The sequence below is a fragment of the Microbulbifer sp. S227A genome, from assembly GCF_049800935.1.
Genome location: NZ_JBNAFZ010000001.1, coordinates 281,869 through 304,772, shown reverse-complemented (window position 1 = coordinate 304,772; position 22,904 = coordinate 281,869). Strand labels below are relative to the sequence as shown.

At 63.8% G+C, this 22,904-nt stretch carries 22 protein-coding genes; 15 read left to right on the top strand and 7 right to left on the bottom strand.

From position 1 onward, the window contains the following. The first annotated feature begins 6 nt into the window (after nucleotides 1-6). Together ACP15R_RS01475 and ACP15R_RS01470 are read left to right on the top strand one after the other, a co-directional pair. Nucleotides 7-1,341: a sigma-54-dependent transcriptional regulator gene (locus tag ACP15R_RS01475; protein WP_424984592.1), complete on the top strand. Its 1,335-nt coding sequence runs from the start codon at nucleotides 7-9 to the stop codon at nucleotides 1,339-1,341. A gap of 454 nt (nucleotides 1,342-1,795) precedes the next feature. Beyond that, entirely contained in the window at nucleotides 1,796-4,747 is a 2,952-nt protein-coding gene (locus ACP15R_RS01470; protein WP_424984591.1) for an Rne/Rng family ribonuclease, read from the top strand. Between the two features lie 136 nt (nucleotides 4,748-4,883). Here ACP15R_RS01470 and ACP15R_RS01465 read toward each other — a convergent pair whose 3' ends face one another. Beyond that, on the bottom strand, nucleotides 4,884-5,117 hold the full coding sequence (locus ACP15R_RS01465) for a sulfurtransferase TusA family protein (RefSeq protein ID WP_424984590.1): 234 nt from the start codon (nucleotides 5,115-5,117) through the stop codon (nucleotides 4,884-4,886). Nucleotides 5,118-5,220: 103 nt separating this feature from the next. Here ACP15R_RS01465 and ACP15R_RS01460 point away from each other — a divergent pair, with 103 nt between their 5' ends. Genes ACP15R_RS01460 through ACP15R_RS01450 form a run of 3 tightly spaced genes read left to right on the top strand, consistent with a single transcriptional unit; the run spans nucleotide 5,221 to nucleotide 8,643 of the window. Then, entirely contained in the window at nucleotides 5,221-5,973 is a 753-nt protein-coding gene (locus ACP15R_RS01460; protein WP_424984589.1) for a cytochrome c biogenesis CcdA family protein, read from the top strand. A 58-nt stretch (nucleotides 5,974-6,031) separates the two neighbouring features. Next, nucleotides 6,032-7,294 carry a hypothetical protein gene (locus ACP15R_RS01455; RefSeq protein WP_424984588.1) on the top strand — a complete coding sequence of 421 codons (1,263 nt, stop codon included), beginning with the start codon at nucleotides 6,032-6,034 and terminating at the stop codon, nucleotides 7,292-7,294. Continuing rightward, a complete protein-coding gene (locus ACP15R_RS01450) occupies nucleotides 7,291-8,643 on the top strand; it encodes a cytochrome P450 (RefSeq protein WP_424984587.1) in 1,353 nt (450 codons plus the stop codon). The genes ACP15R_RS01455 and ACP15R_RS01450 overlap by 4 nt, the downstream gene beginning before the upstream one ends. 45 nt (nucleotides 8,644-8,688) lie before the next feature. Here ACP15R_RS01450 and ACP15R_RS01445 read toward each other — a convergent pair whose 3' ends face one another. Continuing rightward, complete coding sequence (locus tag ACP15R_RS01445) at nucleotides 8,689-9,075, bottom strand: hypothetical protein (RefSeq protein WP_424984586.1); 387 nt, start codon at nucleotides 9,073-9,075, stop codon at nucleotides 8,689-8,691. A 330-nt stretch (nucleotides 9,076-9,405) separates the two neighbouring features. Here ACP15R_RS01445 and ACP15R_RS01440 point away from each other — a divergent pair, with 330 nt between their 5' ends. The 3 genes from ACP15R_RS01440 to ACP15R_RS01430 all read left to right on the top strand — a co-directional run bounded on the left by ACP15R_RS01440 (nucleotide 9,406) and on the right by ACP15R_RS01430 (nucleotide 12,834). Next, a complete protein-coding gene (locus ACP15R_RS01440) occupies nucleotides 9,406-10,152 on the top strand; it encodes an RNA methyltransferase (protein WP_424984585.1) in 747 nt (248 codons plus the stop codon). Between the two features lie 61 nt (nucleotides 10,153-10,213). Next, a complete protein-coding gene (gene ctaA / locus ACP15R_RS01435; protein ID WP_424984584.1) occupies nucleotides 10,214-11,359 on the top strand; it encodes a heme A synthase in 1,146 nt (381 codons plus the stop codon). A gap of 5 nt (nucleotides 11,360-11,364) precedes the next feature. Beyond that, entirely contained in the window at nucleotides 11,365-12,834 is a 1,470-nt protein-coding gene (locus ACP15R_RS01430) for a carboxypeptidase M32 (protein ID WP_424984583.1), read from the top strand. A gap of 41 nt (nucleotides 12,835-12,875) precedes the next feature. Here the strand turns inward: ACP15R_RS01430 and ACP15R_RS01425 are convergent, their stop codons facing one another. Both ACP15R_RS01425 and ACP15R_RS01420 read right to left on the bottom strand, forming a co-directional pair. After that, the gene (locus tag ACP15R_RS01425) at nucleotides 12,876-14,060 is read right to left on the bottom strand and encodes a calcium-binding protein (RefSeq protein WP_424984582.1); all 1,185 of its coding nucleotides are present in this window, start codon (nucleotides 14,058-14,060) and stop codon (nucleotides 12,876-12,878) included. 222 nt (nucleotides 14,061-14,282) lie between these two features. Beyond that, on the bottom strand, nucleotides 14,283-15,485 hold the full coding sequence (locus ACP15R_RS01420; RefSeq protein ID WP_424984581.1) for a pyridoxal phosphate-dependent aminotransferase: 1,203 nt from the start codon (nucleotides 15,483-15,485) through the stop codon (nucleotides 14,283-14,285). Nucleotides 15,486-15,578: 93 nt separating this feature from the next. Between ACP15R_RS01420 and ACP15R_RS01415 the strand changes: the two genes are divergently transcribed. From ACP15R_RS01415 to ACP15R_RS01385, 7 genes are all read left to right on the top strand, one after another. Continuing rightward, a complete protein-coding gene (locus ACP15R_RS01415; protein WP_424984580.1) occupies nucleotides 15,579-15,971 on the top strand; it encodes a helix-turn-helix domain-containing protein in 393 nt (130 codons plus the stop codon). Continuing rightward, entirely contained in the window at nucleotides 15,968-16,225 is a 258-nt protein-coding gene (locus ACP15R_RS01410) for a succinate dehydrogenase assembly factor 2 (RefSeq protein ID WP_424984579.1), read from the top strand. Before ACP15R_RS01415 ends, ACP15R_RS01410 begins: the two co-directional genes overlap by 4 nt. 120 nt (nucleotides 16,226-16,345) lie before the next feature. Next, a complete protein-coding gene (locus tag ACP15R_RS01405; protein WP_424984578.1) occupies nucleotides 16,346-16,798 on the top strand; it encodes a MarR family winged helix-turn-helix transcriptional regulator in 453 nt (150 codons plus the stop codon). A 299-nt stretch (nucleotides 16,799-17,097) separates the two neighbouring features. Beyond that, nucleotides 17,098-17,748: a histidine phosphatase family protein gene (locus ACP15R_RS01400; RefSeq protein ID WP_424984577.1), complete on the top strand. Its 651-nt coding sequence runs from the start codon at nucleotides 17,098-17,100 to the stop codon at nucleotides 17,746-17,748. An 11-nt stretch (nucleotides 17,749-17,759) separates the two neighbouring features. Then, nucleotides 17,760-18,377 (top strand): glutathione S-transferase family protein, encoded by a 618-nt coding sequence (locus ACP15R_RS01395; protein ID WP_424984576.1) that lies wholly within the window; start codon nucleotides 17,760-17,762, stop codon nucleotides 18,375-18,377. Nucleotides 18,378-18,389: 12 nt separating this feature from the next. After that, entirely contained in the window at nucleotides 18,390-19,445 is a 1,056-nt protein-coding gene (locus tag ACP15R_RS01390) for a saccharopine dehydrogenase (protein WP_424984575.1), read from the top strand. 3 nt (nucleotides 19,446-19,448) lie between these two features. Next, the gene (locus ACP15R_RS01385; RefSeq protein WP_424984574.1) at nucleotides 19,449-20,585 is read left to right on the top strand and encodes a saccharopine dehydrogenase C-terminal domain-containing protein; all 1,137 of its coding nucleotides are present in this window, start codon (nucleotides 19,449-19,451) and stop codon (nucleotides 20,583-20,585) included. Nucleotides 20,586-20,598: 13 nt separating this feature from the next. On the opposite strand, the gene ACP15R_RS01380 is transcribed toward ACP15R_RS01385, so the two are convergent. The 3 genes from ACP15R_RS01380 to speB all read right to left on the bottom strand — a co-directional run bounded on the left by ACP15R_RS01380 (nucleotide 20,599) and on the right by speB (nucleotide 22,880). Further along, a complete protein-coding gene (locus tag ACP15R_RS01380; RefSeq protein WP_424984573.1) occupies nucleotides 20,599-20,916 on the bottom strand; it encodes a DUF3775 domain-containing protein in 318 nt (105 codons plus the stop codon). Between the two features lie 108 nt (nucleotides 20,917-21,024). Continuing rightward, nucleotides 21,025-21,705 carry a GntR family transcriptional regulator gene (locus tag ACP15R_RS01375; RefSeq protein WP_424984572.1) on the bottom strand — a complete coding sequence of 227 codons (681 nt, stop codon included), beginning with the start codon at nucleotides 21,703-21,705 and terminating at the stop codon, nucleotides 21,025-21,027. A gap of 227 nt (nucleotides 21,706-21,932) precedes the next feature. Beyond that, nucleotides 21,933-22,880 (bottom strand): agmatinase, encoded by a 948-nt coding sequence (speB, locus tag ACP15R_RS01370; protein ID WP_424984571.1) that lies wholly within the window; start codon nucleotides 22,878-22,880, stop codon nucleotides 21,933-21,935. Between the last annotated feature and the right edge of the window lie 24 nt (nucleotides 22,881-22,904).

The following is a 22,904-nucleotide window of genomic DNA, read 5'->3' as shown; positions in this document are numbered from 1 at the left end:
CGAGTGATGGCACAGGCGATGAAGATTGCGATCGTGGATGACGAGCAGGACATGCGCCAGTCGATCAGCCAATGGCTGGCCCTGTCGGGCTATGACACCGAGACCTTTGCCAGCGCCGAAGAGGCGCTCAAGGTGCTTGGCCCCGATTATCCGGGGATCGTGATTTCCGACATCAAGATGCCGGGCATGGACGGCATGCAGTTCCTGAAAAAGCTGATGGGCAGCGACAGCGCCCTGCCGGTGATCATGATTACCGGCCATGGCGATGTGCCGATGGCGGTCGAGGCGATGCGCGTCGGGGCCTTTGATTTCCTTGAAAAGCCGTTCAATCCCGACCGCATGTCACAACTTGCCAAGCGCGCGGCGGGTGCGCGTCGCCTGACGCTGGACAACCGGGCGCTGCGCCGCGAACTCAGCGACGGCACACAATTGATGAACAAGCTGATCGGGGCCAGCCCGGTGATGGAGCGCCTGAAGGAAGACGTGCTCGATCTCGGGCAGGCCGACGGTCACGTGCTGATCGATGGCGAGACCGGCACCGGCAAGACCCTGGTGGCCCATGCGCTGCACGCGGTGGGCAGCCGGGCGGGCAAGAAATTCGTGCTGGTCAATTGCGCGGCACTGGAAGAGGAGGCGCTGGCCAAGCGGCTCTTTGGCCCGATGCTGCCCGAGGATGAGCAACTCCCGGCGATGGAAGAGGCGCGCGGCGGCACCCTTGTGCTCGAGGATATCGAAGCGCTGAGCGAGAGCCTGCAGGCGCGGCTGCTGAGCGTCATAAACGAGCAGGGGACCCCGGCGGAAACCCGGCTTATCTGTATCAGCAACCTGCAAGAGGCGGGGCGGACCTGCGAAGACGCGCTGCGGCCCGACCTGTTCTACCGCCTCGCGGCGTTGCGGATCACCGTGCCGCCCTTGCGCCAGCGCGGCGAGGATATCCTGTCGCTGTTCACCCGGCTGTCCGAGCAGTTTGCCGAGGAATATGGCTGTGACGCGCCCAAGGTCACGGCACAGGAGGCGGCGCAGCTGTTGCAGGCGCCCTGGCCGGGCAATGTGCGGCAGCTGATCAATATCGCCGAGCGTGCGGTGCTGCAATCGCGGCGGGGCAGCGGTACGATCGCGTCGCTGCTGATGTCGGATCACGAAGAGATGCAGCCGGTGATGACCACCGAAGGCAAGCCGCTCAAGGAATATGTCGAGGCGTTCGAGCGCATGCTGATCGACAACACGATGCGCCGCCACAAGGGATCGATCGCGTCGGTCATGGACGAGCTTTGCCTGCCCCGGCGCACGCTGAACGAGAAAATGGCGAAATACGGATTGCAGCGTTCGGACTATCTCTGAGGCGCGCCACCAGACGCCCGGAGCGATAGCGGACCCGAGGGAATTTCACCTCGCTTGGCGAAATCCCATTGTAATTCTCGGTTGACTGCCATTATGTTGGTCGGACGGACGTTACGCATGACTGCGTCTAACCGTCCGATTTAGAGTTTTTCTGTTTCAGGCGTTGGCGATATCGATCCGATTGACTGAACAGACCGCTTGTGCCCCGCAGGGGGCAGATACCTTCCTGTCCACGGAAAGCCGAGGGACGGGGATAAAATGGGCAGGCCAAGGATGATGTCCGGGCCTGTCGGAGAAGAACCGCGATGACGCGCGCGCTAATATTGAGACATGAGGCAGGGGGGCTGAGGCCCGTACCTTGCCGCGCCGCGTCCGAAATCGCCCTGACAAGACACTCTCCCATGCGTGCCCGCCCGCCAGGACGGGCGCCAATGCGATTGTGCACCAAGGAAACATGGCAAAGAAAATGCTTATCGATGCCACCCACGCGGAAGAGACCCGCGTCGTGGTGGTTGACGGAAACAAGGTCGAGGAGTTCGATTTTGAATCCGAAAACAAGCGCCAGCTTGCTGGCAACATCTATCTTGCAAAAGTAACACGGGTCGAGCCGTCGCTACAGGCGGCCTTTGTCGATTACGGCGGAAACCGGCATGGTTTCCTGGCGTTTTCCGAGATTCATCCGGACTATTACCAGATCCCCGTCGCCGACCGCGAGGCACTGATGGAGGAAGAGCGTGCCTATGCCGAGGCGATGAAGGCACGCGATGAAGAGGAAGAGAACAAGTCGAGCCGGTCCCGCCGGTCGTCGTCTTCCTCGTCGCGGTCCCGGTCGCGCTCCAAGGCAACCGAGACGGTGTCGGATGATGCCAAGGCATCAAAGGAAGTCGAGTCCGAGATCAATGGCATGGAGACCATTGACCTGACCGAGGACGAAGCCGCGGATGCGACCGGTGTCGAAACACCCGAGGGCGCTGCGCCGATGGAGGCCGTGGCGGAAACGCCGGTTGAGGAACCGGCAGGTGAGACCGGGTCAGCCGAGACCGGGGCAGGTGACGCCGCAGATGACACCGCAGAGGCCGATGCGCCTTCCGAGTCCGGGCACGCGGATGACACCGAATCCGACGACACCGATTCCGATGATGCGCCCGCTGCCAAGAAAGGCAATGACGCCGCCGCCAAGGATGACAGCATCGAATCCGTCGCCGACGATGACGATGCCGAAGACATCCGCCCGCCGCGCAAACCCCGCCCCAAGCGGTACAAGATCCAGGAAGTCATCAAGGTTCGCCAGATTCTGCTGGTGCAGGTCGTCAAGGAAGAGCGCGGCAACAAGGGGGCTGCGCTGACCACCTATCTCAGCCTTGCGGGCCGCTATTGCGTTCTGATGCCCAACACCGCGCGCGGTGGCGGGATCAGCCGCAAGATCACCAACGCCGCCGACCGCAAGAAGCTCAAGGAGATCGCATCGGAAATCGACGTGCCCAAGGGGGCCGGGCTGATCGTGCGGACCGCGGGGGCCAAGCGCACCAAGACCGAGATCAAGCGCGATTACGATTACCTCAAGCGCCTGTGGGAACAGATCCGCGAATTGACGCTGAAATCCATCGCGCCGGCCAAGATCTACGAGGAAGGCGACCTGATCAAACGCTCGATCCGCGATCTTTACAACCGCGAGATCGACGAGGTGTTCGTCGAGGGCGAGCGGGGCTATCGCATCGCCAAGGACTTCATGAAAATGATCATGCCGTCCCATGCCAAGAACGTGAAACAGTATACCGAGCAGATGCCGCTTTTCGCGCGCTATCAGGTCGAGAGCTATCTCACAGGCATGTTCAACCCGACGGTTCAGCTCAAATCGGGCGGCTATATCGTGATCGGCGTGACCGAAGCGCTGGTGGCGATCGACGTGAACTCGGGCCGGGCCACCAAGGAAGGCTCGATCGAGGAAACCGCGACCAAGACCAACCTTGAAGCTGCCGAGGAAGTTGCGCGCCAATTGCGCCTGCGCGACCTTGCGGGCCTGATCGTGATCGACTTCATCGACATGGACGAGCGCAAGAACAACGCGGCGGTCGAGAAACGGCTGAAGGACAAGCTCAAGACCGATCGCGCACGAATTCAGGTCGGGCGCATCTCGGGGTTTGGCCTGCTTGAAATGAGCCGCCAGCGTTTGCGTCCGGGCATGATCGAAACGACCACACAGCCCTGTCCGCATTGCCATGGCACCGGATTGATCCGCTCGGACGACAACATGGCGCTGTCGATCCTGCGCCAGGTCGAGGAAGAGGGCGTGCGCCGGCGCAGCCGGGAAGTGCTGGTCAAATGTCCGGTGAACATCGCGAACTTCCTGATGAACCAGAAGCGCGAGCACGTGGCGCAGATCGAACAGCGCTATGGCCTGTCGGTGCGGATCGAGGGTGATCCGCATCTGGTCAGCCCGGATTTCGCCATCGAGAAGTTCAAGACCGCGAGCCGTTCGGTGCCCGCCGCCACCGCGCAGGTGGTATCGGTGGACACGTCGCTGATGGATCAGGTGGATGCGGATGACGATGCCGAGGCCGAAGTCGAAGACGTAGCGGCGACCGAGGCGGAAGAAGGCGACTCCAAGCCCAAGCGCAAGCGCCGCCGGCGTCGTCGGCGCAGCAAGTCGAGCAGCTATTCCAACGGCGCGGATGACGAGGCACAGGATGCCGCCGGCAAGGCCGGGGACGACGCGTCCGGGGAACAGGCCGACGCCTCCGAGGCCAAGGGTGACGACAGCAAGGACGGCGGGGAGGACACCGGGAAAGAGGAGTCCAAATCCGCCTCCAAGTCGAGCCGCAGCAAGTCGTCGAAATCGAAATCGTCGAAATCGAAATCCAAGTCCAAGGATGAGCCGGAGACGGCCGAGGCAAATGCCGATGCCGCGAGCGACCCGGCCAGCGAGGACAAGCCCAAGCCGAAACCGACCCGTACCCGGTCGAGCCGCAGCAAGAGCAAGTCCAAGGCCGCCGCTGAGGCCGAGGCCGCCCCCGTCGATGCTGCCGATAAGGCAGCGGAGCCTGTCGCGGACGCTGCCGCAGCGAGCGAGGCGCCGGTGACCGCAGAAGCCACGTCGGAGCCTGTCGCTCCCGAAGGCGCGCCGGAACCTGTCGCGTCCGAAGGCGCGCCGGAACCTGTCGCGCCCGAAACTGCGCAGGAAACAGCGGCAACCGAAGAGGTTCCGGAACCCGTTGCCGCCGAAGAGCCAGTAGCCGCAGAGGCCGCGCAAGAGACGGTCGTGGCCGAAACGGCGGCGGACCCCGCCCCCAGCGAGGCGGCACCGGAGCCGGTTGCGGCGGAACAATCCGCCGAACCCGAGGAAATGACCGCTCCCGCGGAACCCGCCAAGCCCAAGCGGCGCGGCTGGTGGTCGCTGGGAAGTTGAGCCAAACCGCTTACCCGTATCACGCAGCGACGTGTTGCGTGATACGGGCGCGCTTTGGATGGCGGCGAATCAAGCCAACCGGGACCGTCCGAAAACAGGCCCACGCGCCTGTTTCCTTGTTCTGGCGTCGCGCCGCTCAGCCGTCCTTGCGGATCAGATAGACCTGATGCGGCCCCTCATCCTCGTGTGAAACCAACCTGTGCCCGGCTTCGGCACAGAAATGCGGCACATCCACCAGGGCGGCGGGATCGTCGGCCAGCATCCTGAGCACCGCGCCGGAAGGCAGGGATTTCAACCGTTTGCGGGCTTTCAGGACGGGCAGGGGGCATAACAGCCCGGTGGCGTCAAGCGTGTCGGAAATCTCGGTCATAGGCGGCAGTTACTGCGGATATTTCATCCTGTCCACAGGGTTGTGACCGCGATCACGCCTTTGCCCCCGTGACCTTGTCTGCGCGATGTCCTATGGCGATGTCATGTTCGGAATAGACATCTTTGACGCGGCCCTGCTGCCGGCGATGATCGTGGCGCTGAGCGCGGGGATCATCAGCTTTCTGTCGCCCTGCGTTCTGCCCATCGTGCCGCCTTACCTCGCCTATATGAGCGGGGTGTCCCTGCAGGATCTGGGCAGCGATTCGACCGCGCGCAACCGGGCCCTGCTGCCGGCGCTGTTCTTTGTTCTGGGGCTATCGACCGTGTTCCTGTTGCTGGGATTCACGGCCTCGGCGATCGGGTCGATGTTCCTGCAATACCAGGGGTGGTTCAATACCATCGCGGGCATTCTGGTGATGATCTTCGGCGCGCATTTCGTCGGGGTCTACCGGATCGGGTTCCTGGATCGCGAAGCGCGTATCGATGCGGGTGACCGGGGGGGCAGCGCCTTTGGGGCCTATGTGCTTGGCCTGGCCTTTGCCTTTGGCTGGACGCCCTGCATCGGTCCGCAACTGGGCGCGATCCTGTCGCTCGCGGCGTCCGAGGCGTCGGTGGCGCGGGGCACGGCGTTGCTGGCGGTCTATGCCGCGGGGCTCGGCATCCCGTTCCTTCTGGTTGCTGCTTTCCTGCCGCGCCTTGGCGGGCTGATGGGCTGGATGAAACGGCATATGGAACAGATCGAGCGCGTCATGGGTCTGTTGTTGTGGACCATCGGGCTCTTGATGCTGACCGGAGGGTTCTCGAGCTTTTCCTACTGGCTTCTTGAACGTTTCCCGGCGCTTGCCACGCTGGGCTGAGCCCTTACGCAAACCGGCAAGAGCCGCTAAGCTGGCCCAAAAAGGCAAGAGGGTTCAGATGAGCAGCGAGGCAGAGCCGCGGGTCTATCGCCGCCAGGTGTTCTATGTGCCCGGCTATGACCCGATCCATCCGCGCCGATATCGCGAACTCTACCGCAAGGAAGGTGCCGAACAGGCCAGGATATCGGGCTATGATCTGCGCCTGTCGCCCGCGACGGGGGGCGGTCCGTTTGGCTGGACCGTCAATGCCAGCATTGATGGTGCCGAGGTCGAAACCCGGTTCAGCGTGCTGGTCTGGTCCGATCTCGTGCGCCAAAGTATGGCGGGCTCGATCCCCGGCACCTATTGTCACCTGCTGAGAACGGCTTGGACCTATATCGCGTCGGGGGCGTTGTGGCGGCTGATGCGGCTGCGCAAGGGGCCGGTGATTGCCGCGCTCTACCCGGTGGGCATGTTGCTGCTACAACTGGGGGTTGCCATCGGGCTTGGCTGGGCGGTTTGTCTGGCCCTGCTGTGGGGGGCGGGCGCGATCCGCCCGTTGCAACATGGCGAGACCCTGAATGTTGCGATTCGCCTTGCTGCCATTGCCGCCGGCATTCTGGTCGCGGTGGTCTCGCTGCGACGGTTCCGGGCGCTGGACGGGCGGTTCTATGCCTATTACCTGATGCATGACTATGCCTATTCGGCGCGGGGAAACGGGGCCTATCCGCCACCGCTCGAGGCGCGGCTCTCGGCGTTCACCGACCTGCTGGCCGAGGCCATGCGGCAGGATGTCGACGAGGTGTTGCTGGTCGGGCATTCCTCTGGCGTGCATCTGGGCGTATCGGTGCTGGCGGATCTGCTGCGCGCGGGGCGCTTGCCGCCGGACGGGCCGGCGCTTGGGTTCCTGTCGCTGGGGCAGGTGGTTCCGATGCAGTCCTTTCTCCCCGAGGCGCAGCGGCTGCGCGCCGATCTGCATGACCTGTCCGCCCAGGACCAAATTGCCTGGGTCGATGTCACGGCCCCCGGTGACGGCTGCGCCTTTGCGTTATGTGATCCGGTTGCGGTCAGCGGTGTCGCGCCCGCTGCCAAGCGCGGGCCCCTGGTCCTGTCGGCGGCATTCACGCAAACCCTGTCGCCGCAACGCTGGAAGGTGCTGCGCTGGCGGTTCTTCCGGTTGCATTTCCAGTATCTCTGCGCCTTCGATCAGCCCGGAGACTATGATTATTTCCGCATTACCGCCGGGCCACAAACGCTGGCGCGGCGGTTTGCGGGGCGGCAGGGTTCGCCTTCGCGGATCGAACGCGCCGTATCGAAATTCACCGATAGGGGCCGGTCATGATGCCGCCGAAACCGCCATCGCGCCCGGATCGCGTGTCGCTCTGGCGGTATGCCCGGTTGTTTCGCAAGGATATCCTGTCGGCCCAGCCGGCGCGGCTCTACCGGGCGTGGATGGCCGAGTTTCGCACGCCGTTCTTTCAATCATACCTGATCAATCAGCCCGACCTGTTGCAGCGCGTGCTGCGTGAACGGCCCGGTGATTTCCCGAAATCCGAACGGATCAGCGAAGGCTTGCGTCCGCTTCTGGGGCGTTCGGTTTTTCTGACCAATGGCGAAACATGGGAGCGGCAGCGGCGGATCATCGACCCGGCATTCGAAGGCGGGCGGCTGCGCGATACGTTCCCGGCGATGCAGGCCGCCGCCGAGGCTGCCGCGACACGCCTGCGGCAGGCGGGGCCGGAACCGGTCGATATTGAACCCTTGGCAAGCCACATGGCGGCAGATGTCATCTTTCGCACGCTGTTTTCTATCCCGATCGAACATGAAACCGCCGCGCGCGTGTATCACCTGTTTCGCGACTACCAGCGCAGCCAGCCGATCCTGAACCTCGCGGCCTTTGTGCCCTTGCCCGGTTGGATGCCCCGGTTTTTCAACCGGCATACGCGCAGGACCGCGCGGGAGATCCGCGCGTTGATTGCCGAATTGACGCGGGCCCGGATGCGCCAGATCGAGGATGGCACGGCACCGGATGACCTTGCGACCAAGATCATGACGACGGTGGACCCGGATACCGGCGACCGATTCAGCGGCGATGAAATGGTCGATCAGGTTGCAATCTTTTTTCTTGCCGGTCATGAAACCAGCGCCTCGGCCCTGGGTTGGGCGCTTTATCTGCTGGCGATTGCGCCCGATTGGCAGGACCGCGTGGCCGCAGAGGCGCGGGGCTGGGGCGCGGGGTCGTTCTCCGACATGAACCGCCTGCGCCTGAGCCGGGACGTGTTTCGCGAGGCGCTGCGGCTTTATCCGCCGGTGCCGATGATGGTGCGCGAGGCCGGATGCCCCGAACGGTTCCGCGATCGCGATGTGCCGCGCGGCGCGCAGATCGTGATGAGCCCCTGGCACCTGCATCGCCATGAACGCCTGTGGCAGCGTCCCGACGAGTTCGACCCCGGGCGTTGGCATACCGAGAATGGCCGGCAATGCCAGCGCAGCGCCTATCTGCCGTTTTCCGCCGGCGCGCGGGTTTGTCCCGGTGCGGGGTTTGCGATGATCGAGGGGCCGCTGCTGCTGTCGACAGTGTTGCGTGATATCCGGGTCGAGCCGGTGGCCGGGCGCGCGCCGATGCCGGTGGCGCACCTGACCGTGCGGGCCAGGGATGGCATCTGGTTGCGTCTTGTACCGCGCGGCTGATGCCGGTGCAGCGCCCCGGCCCGCAACGGATGGCATCGCCCCGGGTCAGGTCTGGTTGTCGCCGTCCGCGTCATCGGGAGCGGCGCGCGACTGTGCTTCGGCGACGAATCCCGAGAATATCGCATCGGCGATCATGGTATCGTAATCCGCGCTCCAGTTGCCCGAGGCTTCGCGATCCACAAAACCGATGAATTCCTGCATGGCGGCGCAATCCAGGAACCGTTCCGGAAGATCATCCGCCGCCAGCCGGGCCATGGCGCGATCCAGCCGGGCAAAACGGTCGACCAGGCCGGGATCGCGGGTATCGCGCGCCCATTGATTGTACCGCCGGCGTCCCTGGCGCTCGCGCATGTCCGATTGCTTGCGGTCATGCAGGTCGGCGGCAAGCGCCAGATGCGCTTTGGTTTCACGACCCTGGGTCAAAATCTTCAACACTGTTTCACTCACATGTTCAGGGCGAGATGCCTGCTTTCTGACTTGTCATTCCGCCCGGTGATCCATCCGCCACGATGCTGCGCAAAGAGTCCTTGATTTCACAGTGTCGTGAAATGCTGGCCCAATTGGGGCGCGATTCTGGCATCCTTTCCTCAATCTGAGCGCCCTCGCGTCACGCAGGGCGGCCCACCGGTCTGCTCGTGTTAACACGGCACCTGCAATGAAATCGTTAACGTCGGCGGGGGGCCAAACCGCCCAGATCGCGCAGGATGACTTGCCCCGGGGCGGGGGGGGCAGTATGGCGGGACCGGATTTTCGGAGAGCCTCATGCCAAACCCCAGACCGCAGCCCGCCTTTGTGCTCGTGCGCCCCCAGATGGGCGAGAACATCGGTTCCGCCGCGCGCGCCATGTGGAATTTCGGTCTGGACCGGATGCGGATCGTCGCGCCGCGCGACGGTTGGCCCAACCCGGCGGCCACCGCGCTGGCAAGCGGCGCGGGCCGGTTGCTGGACGAGGCCCAGCTCTGCGGGGACGTGGCGGAGGGGATCGCCGATTGTCACTTTGTCTTTGCCACCACGGCCCGGTCGCGGGATTTGACCAAGCCGGTGGTCAGCCCCGAACGCGCGATGCAGATGGCGCGCGAAAAGATTGCCGCCGGGGAAAAGGTGGCGGTCCTGTTCGGACCCGAACGGGCCGGCCTCGAGAATGACGACATCGCCCGCGCCAACGCGTTGATCTCGGTGCCGGTCAACCCCGATTTCCCGTCGCTGAACCTTGCGCAATGCGTGCTGTTGGTGGCCTATGAATGGCGGCGGCAGACCGAACAGGTCACGCCCGAGGTCGACGCGCCGGGGAAATCCGGCTGGGCACAGGGGATCGAGGTCGAGAAGCTGGCGCAGCATTACGAGACACGCCTGCAGGAAGCGGGTTTCTTTTTCCCCGAGACCAAGGCGGACAGCATGAAGGTCAACCTGCGCAACCTCTGGTCGCGGATGCCGCTGACCCAGGCGGATGTGCAGATGCTGCATGGTATCCTGCGACAGATGGTGCGCTGGAAGGAACGGGGCCGGTGATGCCGCTGGACGGCAGGGGCAGAGCGACCTAGGGTCTGGGCAAATCGCGAGCGAGGCGGAGATGAGCGAAAAACGTAGCATTTTCGAAGAGGTATCCGACAAAGGTACGACACGGCCCGCCGTGCAGCCCGGATTGATCGACAAGGGCCGCAAGGGCGCCCGCCGGGGCGTGCGGCTGTGGCTGATGCTGTTGTTCCTGCTGGTGGTGGTGATGATCGCTGTCGGGGGACTGACCCGTCTGACCGATAGCGGGCTGTCGATCACCGAATGGCGTCCGGTGACGGGGGCGATGCCGCCGATGTCCGAGGCTGACTGGCAGGCCGAGTTCGACAAGTACAAGCAGATCGATGAATTCCGGGTCCAGAACCAGTGGATGGACCTGTCGGACTTCAAGGCGATCTATTGGTGGGAATGGGGGCACCGGCAATTGGGCCGCGTGATCGGGCTGGTCTGGGCGGTTGGCTTCCTGGGTTTTCTGGCCACGCGACAGATCCCGGCGGGCTGGTCCGGACGATTGTTCCTGGTGGGGGCGCTCGGCGGTTTGCAGGGCGCGATCGGCTGGTGGATGGTGGCCTCGGGCGTGACCCAGGGCGAAGGCATGACCGACGTGGCAAGCTATCGTCTGGCGGTGCATCTGGGGCTGGCCTTTGTCATTCTCGGGGTGATCGGCTGGTTCGTGTTCCTGCTCGGGCGCGAGGACCGCGAGCTGATGCAGGCCCGGCGCGCCAAGGAGGCACGCCTTTACGGTCTGTCCACAGGTCTGTTGCATTTTGCCTTTCTGCAAATCCTGATCGGGGCGCTGGTCGCGGGGATCGACGCGGGGCGCAGCTATACCGACTGGCCCTTGATGGGCGGGCAGCTGATCCCGCCCAACCCGTTCCTGTTCGAACCGCTCTGGCGCAATTTCTTTGAAAATCCGGGGCTGGTGCAATTCATCCACCGGGTCACGGGCTATCTGTTGTTCCTGTTCGCGATTGTGGTCTGGCTGCGCGGGCGTCAGAGTGCCCATGCGGCCACGCGGTTTGCGTTCAACGCGGCGTTCGCGGCGCTGTCCTTGCAGGTCGTGCTGGGCATTGTCACGGTGCTCTATGGCGCGCCATGGCAGGTGGCGATCCTGCATCAGCTCGCCGCGGTCCTGGTCTGGACACTGATCCTGCGGGCGCGGTTCCTGAGCGCCTATCCCGTTGCAACATCGGTCAGGGGGTGATCCAGATGACGGCATATGACTCGTTGATGGCCTTTCAGCGCGACACCTCGGCCCTGGCCCAGGTCGCCGGGCGATTGGGCTGGGACCAGGAAACCATGATGCCACCCGGCGCGGCGCAGCAACGCGGTGTCGAAATGGGCGCGATCGAGGCCATCCTGCATGCCCGCCGCTCGGCTCCGCAGGTGGGCGAATGGCTGAATGCGGCCAAGCCGGACGGTCCCGTCGCGGCGGCCCAACTGCGCGAGATCCGCCGCGCCTATGAGCGGGCGAACAAGGTTCCGGCGGAGTTGGCCACGCGGCTCGCTCGGGTGACATCCGAGGCCCAGGGCAAGTGGGCCGCGGCGCGCGCGGACGAGGATGTGGCGGCGTTTCTGCCGGTTCTGGACGAGGTGGTGACGCTCAAGCGCGAGGAGGGCGCGGCGCTGGCGGATGGCGGCAATCTCTATGACGCGATGCTGGACGATTACGAACCGGGCACCACCGGGGCACAGATCGCGACCATGTTCGATGCCATGCGCCCGCGGCTGGTCGATCTGCGCGCGGCGGTCCTTGAGCGGCCCGAACCGCAGGGTGTGAGCGGCATGTTCGACGACGCGCTGCAAATGGCGCTGAGCCGCGAACTGGCAGAGGTGTTCGGCTATGACCTGAACCGGGGCCGGGTCGACAAGGCGGTGCACCCGTTCAGCTCGGGCAGCGGTGCGGATGTGCGGATCACCACCCGCACCAGCGCAACCGACCCGTTCAACTGCATCTATTCGACCATCCACGAGGTCGGCCACGCAGCCTATGAGCAGGGGATCGAGACGGCCTATGCGCTGACGCCGCTGGGGCGGGGCGTGTCCATGGGCGTGCATGAAAGCCAGAGCCGCATCTATGAAAACCAGATCGGCCGCTCGCGTGCGTTCACCGGCTGGCTGTTTGACCGGATGGTGGAGCGTTTCGGGGATTTCGGCATTGCCGATGCCGATGCGTTTTATGCCGCCGTCAACAGCGTTGCGAACGGATATATCCGCACCGAGGCGGACGAGGTACAATACAACCTGCACATCATGCTGCGGTTCGATCTCGAACGGGCGCTGATGTCGGGCGATTTGCAGGTTTCGGAGCTGGAAGCCGCGTGGAATGACCGGTTTCTTGCGGATTTCGGCTATGCGGTCGACACGCCCTCGAACGGCTGTTTGCAGGATGTGCACTGGTCGGTGGGCCTGTTCGGATATTTCCCGACCTACTCGCTGGGCAATGTCTATGCCGGCTGCCTGTACCAGGCCTTGCGCGTCGCCATTCCCGATCTCGATGAACAACTGGCGGCGGGGAATACGTCCGGTGCGACCGGATGGCTGCACCGCCATGTCCAGCGCCACGGCGGGCTTTATGCCCCGCGCGAGGTGATCGGGAATGCCAGCGGCATGGCTCCGTCCGAGGCACCGCTGCTGGACTACCTCGAACGCAAGTTCACGGGGCTTTACGAGCTCTGAGCGCCATCGCCCGCCGTTGCCATTGGCGGACGCATCGGTCGTCAGAATATGAAGTCGTTGGCCCTCAGCTCGGCCTCGGAAAACCCGACAAGTGTCAGGGTGTTGCCCGCGCCGTCATCGATCACCAGGTTGCCGCCGACATCCTCGGCATGATTGTTGCGCAGGTCATTGAACCCGGTGATCGAGGCAACATCCGACAGGTCGATCCTGTCCTTGGACTGGAAATCGCGGATCCGGTCATCGCCGCTTGAGAACACGAAGGTATCCGAGCCAAAGCCGCCATACATGATGTCGTTTCCGGCCCCGCCATCCAGCGTGTCATTGCCGCCATCGCCCCACATGCGATCATTGCCCGTGCCGCCGAGCAACCGGTCATGCCCGCCTTCGCCGCGGATGATGTCCTTGCCGGCATCGCCAAAGATCCTGTCATCGTCGCCACCGCCAAGGATCGAGTCATTGCCCTTGCCGCCCCGCAGCGTGTCATCCCCGGACCCGCCGAGGATCTCGTCCTTGTTGTTGCCGCCATAGATCTTGTCGTTTCCGGACTGCCCGCGCAGCGTGTCGTTGCCGCCATCCCCGCGCAGGATATCCTTGCCGCCGCCACCGCTCAGCGTATCGTCGCCGCCCAGCCCCTGCACGGTGTCCTTGCCCGCGCCGGAACTGTAGCTGTCGGCGTCATCAGTGCCGGTGATAACGTCATTCTGGCTGATGGTTGTGCCAAGGCTCGCCAACGGAATGTCGATGCCGGGCCGCAGCGGTCCCGAATTGGGCACCATGACATCGGTTATGCCGGCTTCGAAGTTGTTCCAACCGGCGATCGTGTTGATGGTCGGGAGCGGGGCGCCGCCGATCACAAAGATAAAGTCGGTCTCCTGCGTCCCGCCACCCAGGATCGGATCGTCCGGGATATAGGCCACCAGAACGGTTGAGGTCCGGGTCACGGCCCCGTCCTGCCAATCGACCTCGAAAATGCTCGACTCGGCATCAAGCGGCCTGTCCTCGCCGATCAACGTGTCGTTCAGTCGGATGTTGTAATGGCCGAGATCGATCGAAACGGTTTCATCGCCCGGCTCGCCACCGGGGGGCAGCGGATCGACGGAATAATTCATCGTGGTTTCGGAATCCGGCATCACCAGTTCGAGGCTGGCCACCGCGACGCCGGTAACGTCGTCACCTTCGGGATCACGGATCACCGCGATGCCCTCGGAAAATGCATAAGTTGTCATCTGAAAACTCCTCCCTGAAACGGTCACGTGCAATTGCCGTATCAGTATACGAGAAATCAAAAGCCGGTGTTGGCCGATATGGCGTGCCGGGCGAAAACGCCGCGCCTGTCGGCTGGCGGGGCAGCGCGACAGGACATCGGCAGGGCCGGACGGGTAACGCCGTCACGCCTATCGGTCTGGGATGGCAGGCCCGCGATCACGCGCGGGCCGCACAGGCCACGATCAGGTCAGGGAGGCGCAGAAGGTCTGGATCCGGGTGCAGGCTTCTTTCAGGGCCTCGTCCGCCGTGGCATAGCTGACCCGGAAATTCGGGCTGAGGCCGAAGGCCGCGCCAAAGACCACCGCAACGCCCACGTCTTCGAGCAGCGCGGTCGCAAAGGTCTCGTCATTCTCGATCACCACGCCCGAAGGCGTCGTCTTGCCGATCAGCCCGGCAATGGATGGATAGACATAAAACGCGCCTTCCGGTGTGGGACAGGTGATGCCGTCGATCTCGGACAGCATCGAGACCACCAGGTCACGGCGGCGCTTGAACGTCTCGTTGTTCGGGGCAAGGAAATCCTGTGGCCCGTTCAGCGCCTCGACCGCCGCCCACTGGCTGACGGAACAGGGGTTCGACGTGCTTTGGCTCTGGATCTTGCGCATCGCCGCGATCAACGGCGCCGGCCCCGCCGCATAGCCGATCCGCCAGCCGGTCATGGCATAGGCCTTGCTGACGCCGTTGCAGGTCAGGGTGCGTTCATAAAGGCGCGGCTCGACCTCGGCGGGGGTGCAGAATTCGAACCCGTCATAGGCCAGGTGTTCATACATGTCGTCGGTCATCACCCAGACATGCGGGTGGCGCATCAGGACGTCGGTCAGCGCCCCAAGCTCGTCACGGGAATACCCCGCGCCGGTCGGGTTCGAGGGCGAGTTGAAGATGAACCACTTGGTTTTCGGCGTGATCGCGGCCTCGAGCTGCTCCGGGGTCAGTTTGAAATCGCTTTCCAATGACGCTTCGGCAATCACCGGGGTGCCGCCCGCCAGCAGGACCATGTCGGGGTAGCTGACCCAATAGGGCGCGGGGATCACCACCTCGTCACCGGGATCGAGCGTGGCCATCAGCGCGTTGTACAGGATTTGCTTGCCGCCGGTTCCGACGCTGACCTGTTCGGGCGAATAGCTCAGCCCGTTGTCGCGCAGGAACTTGGCGCAGATCGCCTGTTTCAGCTCTGCGATCCCGTCAACGGCGGTGTATTTGGTCTTGCCGTCCTGAATGGCGCGCATGCCGGCGGCCTTGATGTTCTCGGGCGTGTCGAAATCGGGTTCCCCCGCGCCAAGGCCGATGACATCGCGCCCGGCCGCCTTCAGCTCTTGCGCCTTGTTGCTCACGGCGATGGTCGGAGACGGTTTGACACGCGACAATGTCGCAGACAGGAAACTCATGGCGGCCTCGGTTTGTAAGTTGGACGCGACTGTCATAGGTTGCCGCCGACAGCCGATCAAGCAGGTTTCAACGCGACTCATGGGAGAGCGATAATGAACGATCTAAACACCGACTGGTATGGCCCCGACGCGGCGACATTCGGCGACCGTGTCGCCGGCGCGCGCGAGGCGGCCGACATGAGCCAGGCGGAACTTGCAAGGCGACTGGGTATCAAGAAATCGACGCTGATCGGCTGGGAGGATGACATATCCGAACCCCGCGCGAACCGCCTGTCGATGCTGGCCGGGGTGCTGAACGTATCGATCAAATGGCTGTTGACGGGCGAGGGCGAAGGCCCCGCCGCGCCGGACGAGCTGACGGTCGGGGATGATTTCGCCGGTGTGCTGGCGGAACTCAGGGAAATCCGCGCGGTGATGCGCACCAATGCGGAACGCGCCGCGCGGGTGGAAAAGAGGCTGCGCCAGCTGGTGCAGGACCGCCAGTGACCGAACCGCGCGAGAACCGGATCAAGCGGCTCAAGATGCGCTCCATGCGGCGCGGCATCAAGGAGATGGACCTGATCCTGAGCGCCTATGCCGACTCCAACCTCGCGGCCATGACTGCCGCGCAGCTCGATCTCTATGATGCGCTGCTCGAAGAGAATGACCAGGACCTTTACCAATGGGTCACCGGGCAGGCGGTGACACCGCCGCCTTTCGCCGATCTGGTCGGAGAAATCGCGCAAACCTTTCAGAACTGAGGAAAATTCGGTTTAACAGATTCTTGGGGTTTTACCGCCACTCTCTGACCCAAGCAGTTCGAGTCGGAGAGACGGATGAGTATGGAAATGCAAGTTGGCCCGGTTACCCAAAAGGGATTCATGACCGGATATCTGGAATCGCTGGCCCTGGTCGAACGGTTGCACCGGCTTTTGCTCGATGTCATCAAGGATGAGTTCGAACGCGTCGGGGTGCTCGAGATCAACGCGGTGCAGGCGCTGTTGCTGTTCAATATCGGCGAGAACGAGGTCACGGCGGGCGAATTGAAAACCCGCGGCTATTATCAGGGCAGCAATGTCAGCTACAACCTCAAGAAGCTGGTCGATATGGGCTATATGCATCATCAGCGGTGCGAGATCGACCGGCGCTCGGTCCGGGTCAAGTTGACGTCGCGAGGCCGCGAGGTTCGCGATATCGTCGCCACCCTGTTTGCCCGCCATGCCGAGGGGCTGGAGGGGCGTGGCGTGATCGATGCCGAGGGGATCGAGTCTATCACCACGTCGCTCCGGCGGGTTGAGCGCTACTGGACCGACCAGATCCGGTACATCTACTAAGACCGGTTGCACCAGATGCCGGGGCCGTGTCGGAAAAGGCCCTGGGAGATCTGCCGGGACAGGTCGAAGACAACATGTGACTGGCCGCGGGGGCGTTCCGTTTGTCCATGGTCCGGTCGCGGGGCCGGGCGCGCCGGGCAATGCGGGTGTGCCCGATTTGGCCATGGGTGCGACATGGCCTGACGGTGCCGGGCACCGGCGCGGAGTGCGACCCGGGCGCGGCTCCGGGAAATATCACCGTCGCCTACTGGCACCTGCGGACGCTCTCGCCTAAGAGGGGGAGAGCAGGAGCAGTCGACATGTCCCACATCACCCTCATTCGCCACGGGCAGGCCAATACCAACGCGCGGGACGAGGCCGAATATGACCGGCTCAGCGATCTGGGGCATCAGCAGGCCGCCTGGCTGGGCGATCACCTGCGGGCCACGGGCAGCCATCATCCCCGTTGTTTCTGCGGCACGCTGACCCGCCACATCGAAACCGCGCGCGGCATGGCCGTGGGGGACGCGATCCGGGACGAACGGCTGAATGAGCTGGAATATTTCACCCTGTCGCAGTTGCTGCAAGAACAGCACGGCGTTGACATCCCGCAAGAACGCGAGGGGTTCATCACCCATTTGCCCAAGGTTTTCACCGCCTGGGAGAGCGACGCGCTCGAGGGTGCGCCCGAGAGCTTCAGGGCGTTTGAAACCCGTGTCTCGGATGCCCTGCGCGAGATTTCAGAGGGCAGTGGTGCGGCTCTCGTGGTGACATCGGGCGGGTTGATCGCCATCGCCCTGCGCCGGCTCATGGAATTGAACATGCCGGCCACCGCGCGGGTGGCGCTCGCGATCATGAATACCTCGATGCATCGCCTCTTTCCCATCGGCGCGCATCTCAGCCCGGTACTGTTCAACGCCGTGCCGCATCTCGAGACGCCCGAACGACAATTTGCCCAGACCCATTTCTAGAGAGTTCCGATATGCTGACGCTGTATTACACGCCGGGTACGATTTCGATTGCGACGGCCATCGCGCTGCACGAGGCAGAGCTTTCGTTTGAGGCGATCAAGGTGGATTTCGCCACCGCCGAACAGACCAAACCCGCCTATCAGGAGATCAACCCCAAGGGGCGGGTGCCGGCTCTGGTCACCGAACAGGGCATCCTGACCGAGACCGGCGCCCTGCTGGAATATGTAGCGGCGCGCGCGCCCGGGGCCGGGTTGGTTCCGGAAGACGCGTTTCAGGCGGCGAAAATGCGCGAGGTCATGTATTATCTCGCCTCGACCATGCATGTGAACCATGCCCACCGCATGCGGGGCAGCCGCTGGGCCACGCGGCAGGATTCGTTTGACGACATGGCGGCCAAGGTTCCCGAAACCATGGCCGCCAGCGCCGCCCATATCGAGCAACATGGCCTTGCCGGTCCCTATGTGCTGGGCGAGAAGTTCAGCATCGCCGACCCCTATCTTTTCGTGATTTGCTCGTGGCTTGGCGGGGATGGGGTCGACGTGGCTCGATATGGCAAAATCACGGCGTTCATGGAGGCGATGAATGCCCGGCCCGTGGTGCGGGACCTGCGCGCCAAGGGTATGATCTGAAGGAGCAACAGCATGACACATCTATGGGTGCGGGCCGAGCAACGGGACAACGAAGAGCGCGTCGGGCTGACGCCGGAGGGCGCGGCGCGGTTGATCGCAGCAGGCCTGCGGGTGACGGTCGAAGAGAGTTCGGTGCGCGCCATTCCGATTGACGGTTATCATGCGGCGGGCTGTGAAATCGCGGCCGAGAACAGCTGGCCACAGGCCCCGGCGGATGCGATCATCTTTGGCCTCAAGGAATTGCCCGATGATGGCACGCCGCTGACCCATCGGCATATCCTGTTCGGTCACGCCTTCAAGGGACAACCCGTCGGGCAGATCCTGTTGAAACGGTTCAGGGCTGGCGGCGGCACACTGTATGATCTCGAATACCTGGTGGATGAAACCGGGCGGCGCGTCGCGGCCTTTGGCTATTGGGCCGGGTTCGCGGGGGCGGCGGTTGCGCTGAAATGCTGGGCAGCCCAGCAGCGCGGCGAGATTGCCGGACCGGTGTCGACCTATGCCGGCTCGCAGGCGTTGCGCGACGAGCTTGCGGCCGAGCTTGCGGCAATCGACGCGGCGCGCCCCACGGCGCTGGTGATCGGCGCGCTTGGCCGTGTCGGCACCGGGGCCGCCGATCTATGTGCCGCGATGGATGTCGCGGTAACCAGGTGGGACATGCAGGAGACCGCACATGGCGGCCCGTTTCCCGAGGTTCTGGAGCATGACGTGTTCCTGAACTGCATCCTCGCGCGCCCGGATACGCCGGTTTTCGTACCGGCCATCGCCAAGACCGCGCCGCGCCGGCTGAGCGTGATCGGCGACATTGCCTGTGACCCGGACAGTGTGTTTTCGCCGGTCAAGGTCTATGACCGCACCACCACCTGGGCGGAACCGGCGCTGCGGGTGCAGGATATTCCGGTGCTGGATGTCACCGCGATCGACAACCTGCCTTCGATGCTGCCGGTGGAAAGCTCGCAGGATTATGCCGGGCAATTGCTGCCCTCGCTGCTGACGCTGGATGACCTGGCGCAGGGTGTCTGGGGCCGGGCCGAGGCAACATTTGACGAACACGCAAAGGGGCTTTGAGAGATGACAATTCACTGGTGTGGCACTGGCCTTTCGGCGGTTCCCGGCCTGCGCCGCCTGCTCGAGGCGGGGCGCGATATCACGGTGTGGAACCGCACCACCGACAAGGCACGGGCCGCGGTCGGCGATCTGACACAACGGATCGAAGCCTTTGATATCGAGGCGCTGGAGGCGCAGCTTGCGGCGGGCGACGTGATCGTCTCGATGCTGCCCGGCGACTGGCATGTGCCGCTGGCGGAACTGGCGATTGCAAAGGGCGCGCATTTCGTGAGCTCGTCCTACATCGCGCCGCAGATGCGCGCCCTTGACGCCGCAGCGCGCGCCGCCGGGGTGGCGCTGGTCAACGAGGTCGGGCTTGATCCGGGCATCGATCATCTCATGGCTCATGCCCTGATGGATGACTACCGGGGATCGGAGACGTTCGACGCCGCCAATCACCTCAGCTTCATCTCCTATTGCGGCGGGGTGCCGAAACAGGCAAATGCGTTCCGCTACAAGTTCAGCTGGTCGCCGCTTGGGGTGCTCAAGGCGCTGCGCTCGCCAAGCCGGTCGATCCGGTCCTATTCCGAGTTGCAGGTCGCGCGCCCCTGGGACGCGATCAGCAGCTATGAGGCCCCTTTGCCGGTGCCGGAAACATTCGAGGTCTATCCCAATCGCGACAGCATTCCGTTCATGGCGCAATACGGGTTCGATGCGGGCTGGCCGGTCAGGGAATTCGTGCGCGGCACGCTGCGCCTGAACGGTTGGGCCGATGCGTGGAAGGATGTGTTTGCCGAGGTCGAGACCTTGTCGGGCACCGAGGGCGATGCACGGCTTGAGGAGATGTCCGACCAGTTCTGGGCGGATCACGCCTATGACGAGGGTGAACCGGACAGGGTGGTGCTCTGCGTCAGCCTCAAGGCCGAGCGGGACGGAACGGTCGTCTGGCACAAGACCTATGTGATGGATGCCTGGGGCGATGTGCGCGGCACGGCCATGGCGCGGTTGGTGTCGATCCCGGTTTCGCTTGCCATCGAGGCGGTGCTGGATCGCGACATCGGTGCCGGTGTCCATGCCGCGCCCAGTGATCCCGGGCTGGTCGGGCGCTGGATGGCGGAGGTCGGCAGGCTGGCACAGCATCTGGAGATCGTCGAACACTGAGCCGAAGGCAGGATCACATCAGGTCGTCTTCCGCTTGGGTCGCCGAGATGCCAAGCGCTTCGAGGCCGTTCTCAAGGTGGTCGGACATGTGCGGCGTACCCAGAAGGTAATCGGCACAGGGCACCGAGGCTTCGGTCTTGGCGGTGGCAATGGCATCTGCCAGATCGTCGAGGTCAAAGCTCTCGCGTCCGATCCACATGATGGCGACCAGCTCGGCTTGTTCATCTTCGCTCAGCCGACCGATAAAGGCGCGCAATTCACCCTCGGCGCGGTCGAGTTCGCGTGACATCAGGATGACCTGGGCCACCTTGCGCGGGGAAATTTCGAGCATGATCGTCTCCTGTTCGCTGTCGGTCAGGGCGATCTGACATGGATCGACGACCAGCGTCCTTGATCTTGCGCAAATGTCGCGGCACCGCGCGGATGCGCAGGCGGCACCCTACTCGAAATAGTCCTGGTTCTTGGCGTGGATGTCGGCAATCGTGTCGTCCAGCCGGGCAAGATGGACACGGATGATTTCGGTTGCTGCGTCGGTGTTGCGGGTGTCCAGCGCCTCGGCGAGGTCGCGGTGGTCCCGGTACAGCGTTTCGATTTCGCTCTGCCGGCCCAGGCTGAGCATGCACAGCCGGTCGATCTTTTGCTTGCAATCCTGAATGGTGTCAAAGGCCAGGCGGTGACCGCTGAGCTCGCAGATATGCTTGTGAAACTCATAGTCGAGCTGGTGAAACGTCTCGGGCTGATCGTTTTCGGTTGCGTCCTGCTGCCGTGCGAGGTTGGCGGCCAGGACCTCGGAATTCTCGGCCTGCCAGTCGGCGCAGGCGCGGCGGATCACTTCGACCTCGACCGCCAGCCGCACAAAGCGTTCATGCGCGATGCGCTCCATCGAAAAGCCCCGCACTTCGGTTGCCTTTTGCGGCCGGATCAGCAGCAGGTCCTGTGACCTGAGCTTGTTGAACGCATCCCGCACGGGCTGGCGGGACACGCCAAAACGCTTGGCGATCTCGACCTCAGACAGCTTGGTGCCGGGCAGCAGGGTCAGCGACACGATTTCCTCGTGCAACCGTTCAAAGACAAGATCGGTTGTGGTGCGGCGCTCGGAGATCGTCCTGGTGAGTTGCATATCCTGCCTCTGCTTGCCGTCGCCGCGCACCGGGCGCGCAACGCGTGATCTGGTCCGCCGGTGTGCTGCGCCGGGCATCCCGGATGTGGGCATGACGGGGGCATGACGGGGCGGGCCAGGTTTTCGATTGCTGATATGCTAGTCGGCCAATGGAGCAGAGGCAAGGTCGGATTTGCCGGCCTTGGCCCCGCGCGCCTAACACGGAAAGGCACCCGGGGCGAGAGGGATCAGGCCCGCGCGTTGACACCGGGCAGCACGCACAGCATCTCGAACAGGATGTTCGCGGCGAGTACGGCGGTTGCCCCGGTCTGGTCATAGGGCGGCGAAACCTCGACAAGGTCGCAGCCGACGATATTGAGCCCCGCAAGCCCCCGGATCAGCTCAATTCCCTGGTGCGAGGTCAGCCCGCCCGGTTCCGCCGTGCCGGTGCCCGGGGCATAGGCGGGATCAAAGCTGTCGATGTCAAAGGTGACATATACCGGCCCGTCGCCCATCTGTTCACGGATTTCGGCCATCAGGGGGGCAAGCGACTTGTACCAGATTTCCTCGGCCTGAACCACGCGCCAGCCCTGTTCGCGGGGCCAGTCGAAATCGCCCGAGTCATAGCCGGTGGCGCGCAACCCGATCTGACAGACCCGCGACGGATCAAGCAGTTGGTCCTCATGCGAGCGGCGGAATGGCGTGCCATGGGCGATTTCCTCGCCGAACATCAGGTCGTTGATATCCGCATGGGCATCCACGTGGATCAACCCGACCGGCCCATGTTTCCTGGCAATCGCCTTGAGCACCGGATAGCTGAGCGTGTGATCGCCGCCGAGCGTCAGCGGGATGACATCATGTTTCAGGATCTCGTCATAGCTCTCTTCGATGATCCTGACCGAGCGCTTCAGGTCAAAGGTGTCGATGGCGATGTCGCCGATATCCGCCACTTGCAGCGAGTCAAAGGGCGATACCTTGGTCCACATGTTGTAGGGGCGGATCATCGCGCTCTCGGCCCGGATGTGGCGCGGCCCGAATCGGGTTCCCGAGCGGTGCGACGTGCCGATATCCATCGGGATGCCGACAAAACAGGCGTCCAGCCCCTCGGCGGTCTCTTGGTGCGGCAGCCGCATCATCGTGTTCAGCCCGCCAAAGCGGGGCATCTCGTTGCCGCCGAGCGGTTGGTTGAATGCCATGTCGATCTCCCGATTTCTCTGTTG

Bases quoted from the DNA above. Each gene is read 5' to 3' on its own strand.
- ACP15R_RS01450 (WP_424984587.1), top strand. From the start codon at position 7,291: ATGATGCCGCCGAAACCGCCATCGCGCCCGGATCGCGTGTCGCTCTGG.
- ACP15R_RS01385 (WP_424984574.1), top strand. From the start codon at position 19,449: ATGACAATTCACTGGTGTGGCACTGGCCTTTCGGCGGTTCCCGGCCTG.
- ACP15R_RS01475 (WP_424984592.1), top strand. From the start codon at position 7: ATGGCACAGGCGATGAAGATTGCGATCGTGGATGACGAGCAGGACATG.
- ACP15R_RS01405 (WP_424984578.1), top strand. From the start codon at position 16,346: ATGACCGGATATCTGGAATCGCTGGCCCTGGTCGAACGGTTGCACCGG.
- ACP15R_RS01380 (WP_424984573.1), bottom strand. From the start codon at position 20,916: ATGCTCGAAATTTCCCCGCGCAAGGTGGCCCAGGTCATCCTGATGTCA.
- ACP15R_RS01430 (WP_424984583.1), top strand. From the start codon at position 11,365: ATGACGGCATATGACTCGTTGATGGCCTTTCAGCGCGACACCTCGGCC.
- ACP15R_RS01390 (WP_424984575.1), top strand. From the start codon at position 18,390: ATGACACATCTATGGGTGCGGGCCGAGCAACGGGACAACGAAGAGCGC.
- ACP15R_RS01455 (WP_424984588.1), top strand. From the start codon at position 6,032: ATGAGCAGCGAGGCAGAGCCGCGGGTCTATCGCCGCCAGGTGTTCTAT.
- ACP15R_RS01440 (WP_424984585.1), top strand. From the start codon at position 9,406: ATGCCAAACCCCAGACCGCAGCCCGCCTTTGTGCTCGTGCGCCCCCAG.
- ACP15R_RS01425 (WP_424984582.1), bottom strand. From the start codon at position 14,060: ATGACAACTTATGCATTTTCCGAGGGCATCGCGGTGATCCGTGATCCC.
- ACP15R_RS01395 (WP_424984576.1), top strand. From the start codon at position 17,760: ATGCTGACGCTGTATTACACGCCGGGTACGATTTCGATTGCGACGGCC.
- speB (WP_424984571.1), bottom strand. From the start codon at position 22,880: ATGGCATTCAACCAACCGCTCGGCGGCAACGAGATGCCCCGCTTTGGC.
- ACP15R_RS01400 (WP_424984577.1), top strand. From the start codon at position 17,098: ATGTCCCACATCACCCTCATTCGCCACGGGCAGGCCAATACCAACGCG.
- ACP15R_RS01465 (WP_424984590.1), bottom strand. From the start codon at position 5,117: ATGACCGAGATTTCCGACACGCTTGACGCCACCGGGCTGTTATGCCCC.
- ACP15R_RS01415 (WP_424984580.1), top strand. From the start codon at position 15,579: ATGAACGATCTAAACACCGACTGGTATGGCCCCGACGCGGCGACATTC.
- ACP15R_RS01375 (WP_424984572.1), bottom strand. From the start codon at position 21,705: ATGCAACTCACCAGGACGATCTCCGAGCGCCGCACCACAACCGATCTT.
- ACP15R_RS01470 (WP_424984591.1), top strand. From the start codon at position 1,796: ATGGCAAAGAAAATGCTTATCGATGCCACCCACGCGGAAGAGACCCGC.
- ACP15R_RS01460 (WP_424984589.1), top strand. From the start codon at position 5,221: ATGTTCGGAATAGACATCTTTGACGCGGCCCTGCTGCCGGCGATGATC.
- ctaA (WP_424984584.1), top strand. From the start codon at position 10,214: ATGAGCGAAAAACGTAGCATTTTCGAAGAGGTATCCGACAAAGGTACG.
- ACP15R_RS01420 (WP_424984581.1), bottom strand. From the start codon at position 15,485: ATGAGTTTCCTGTCTGCGACATTGTCGCGTGTCAAACCGTCTCCGACC.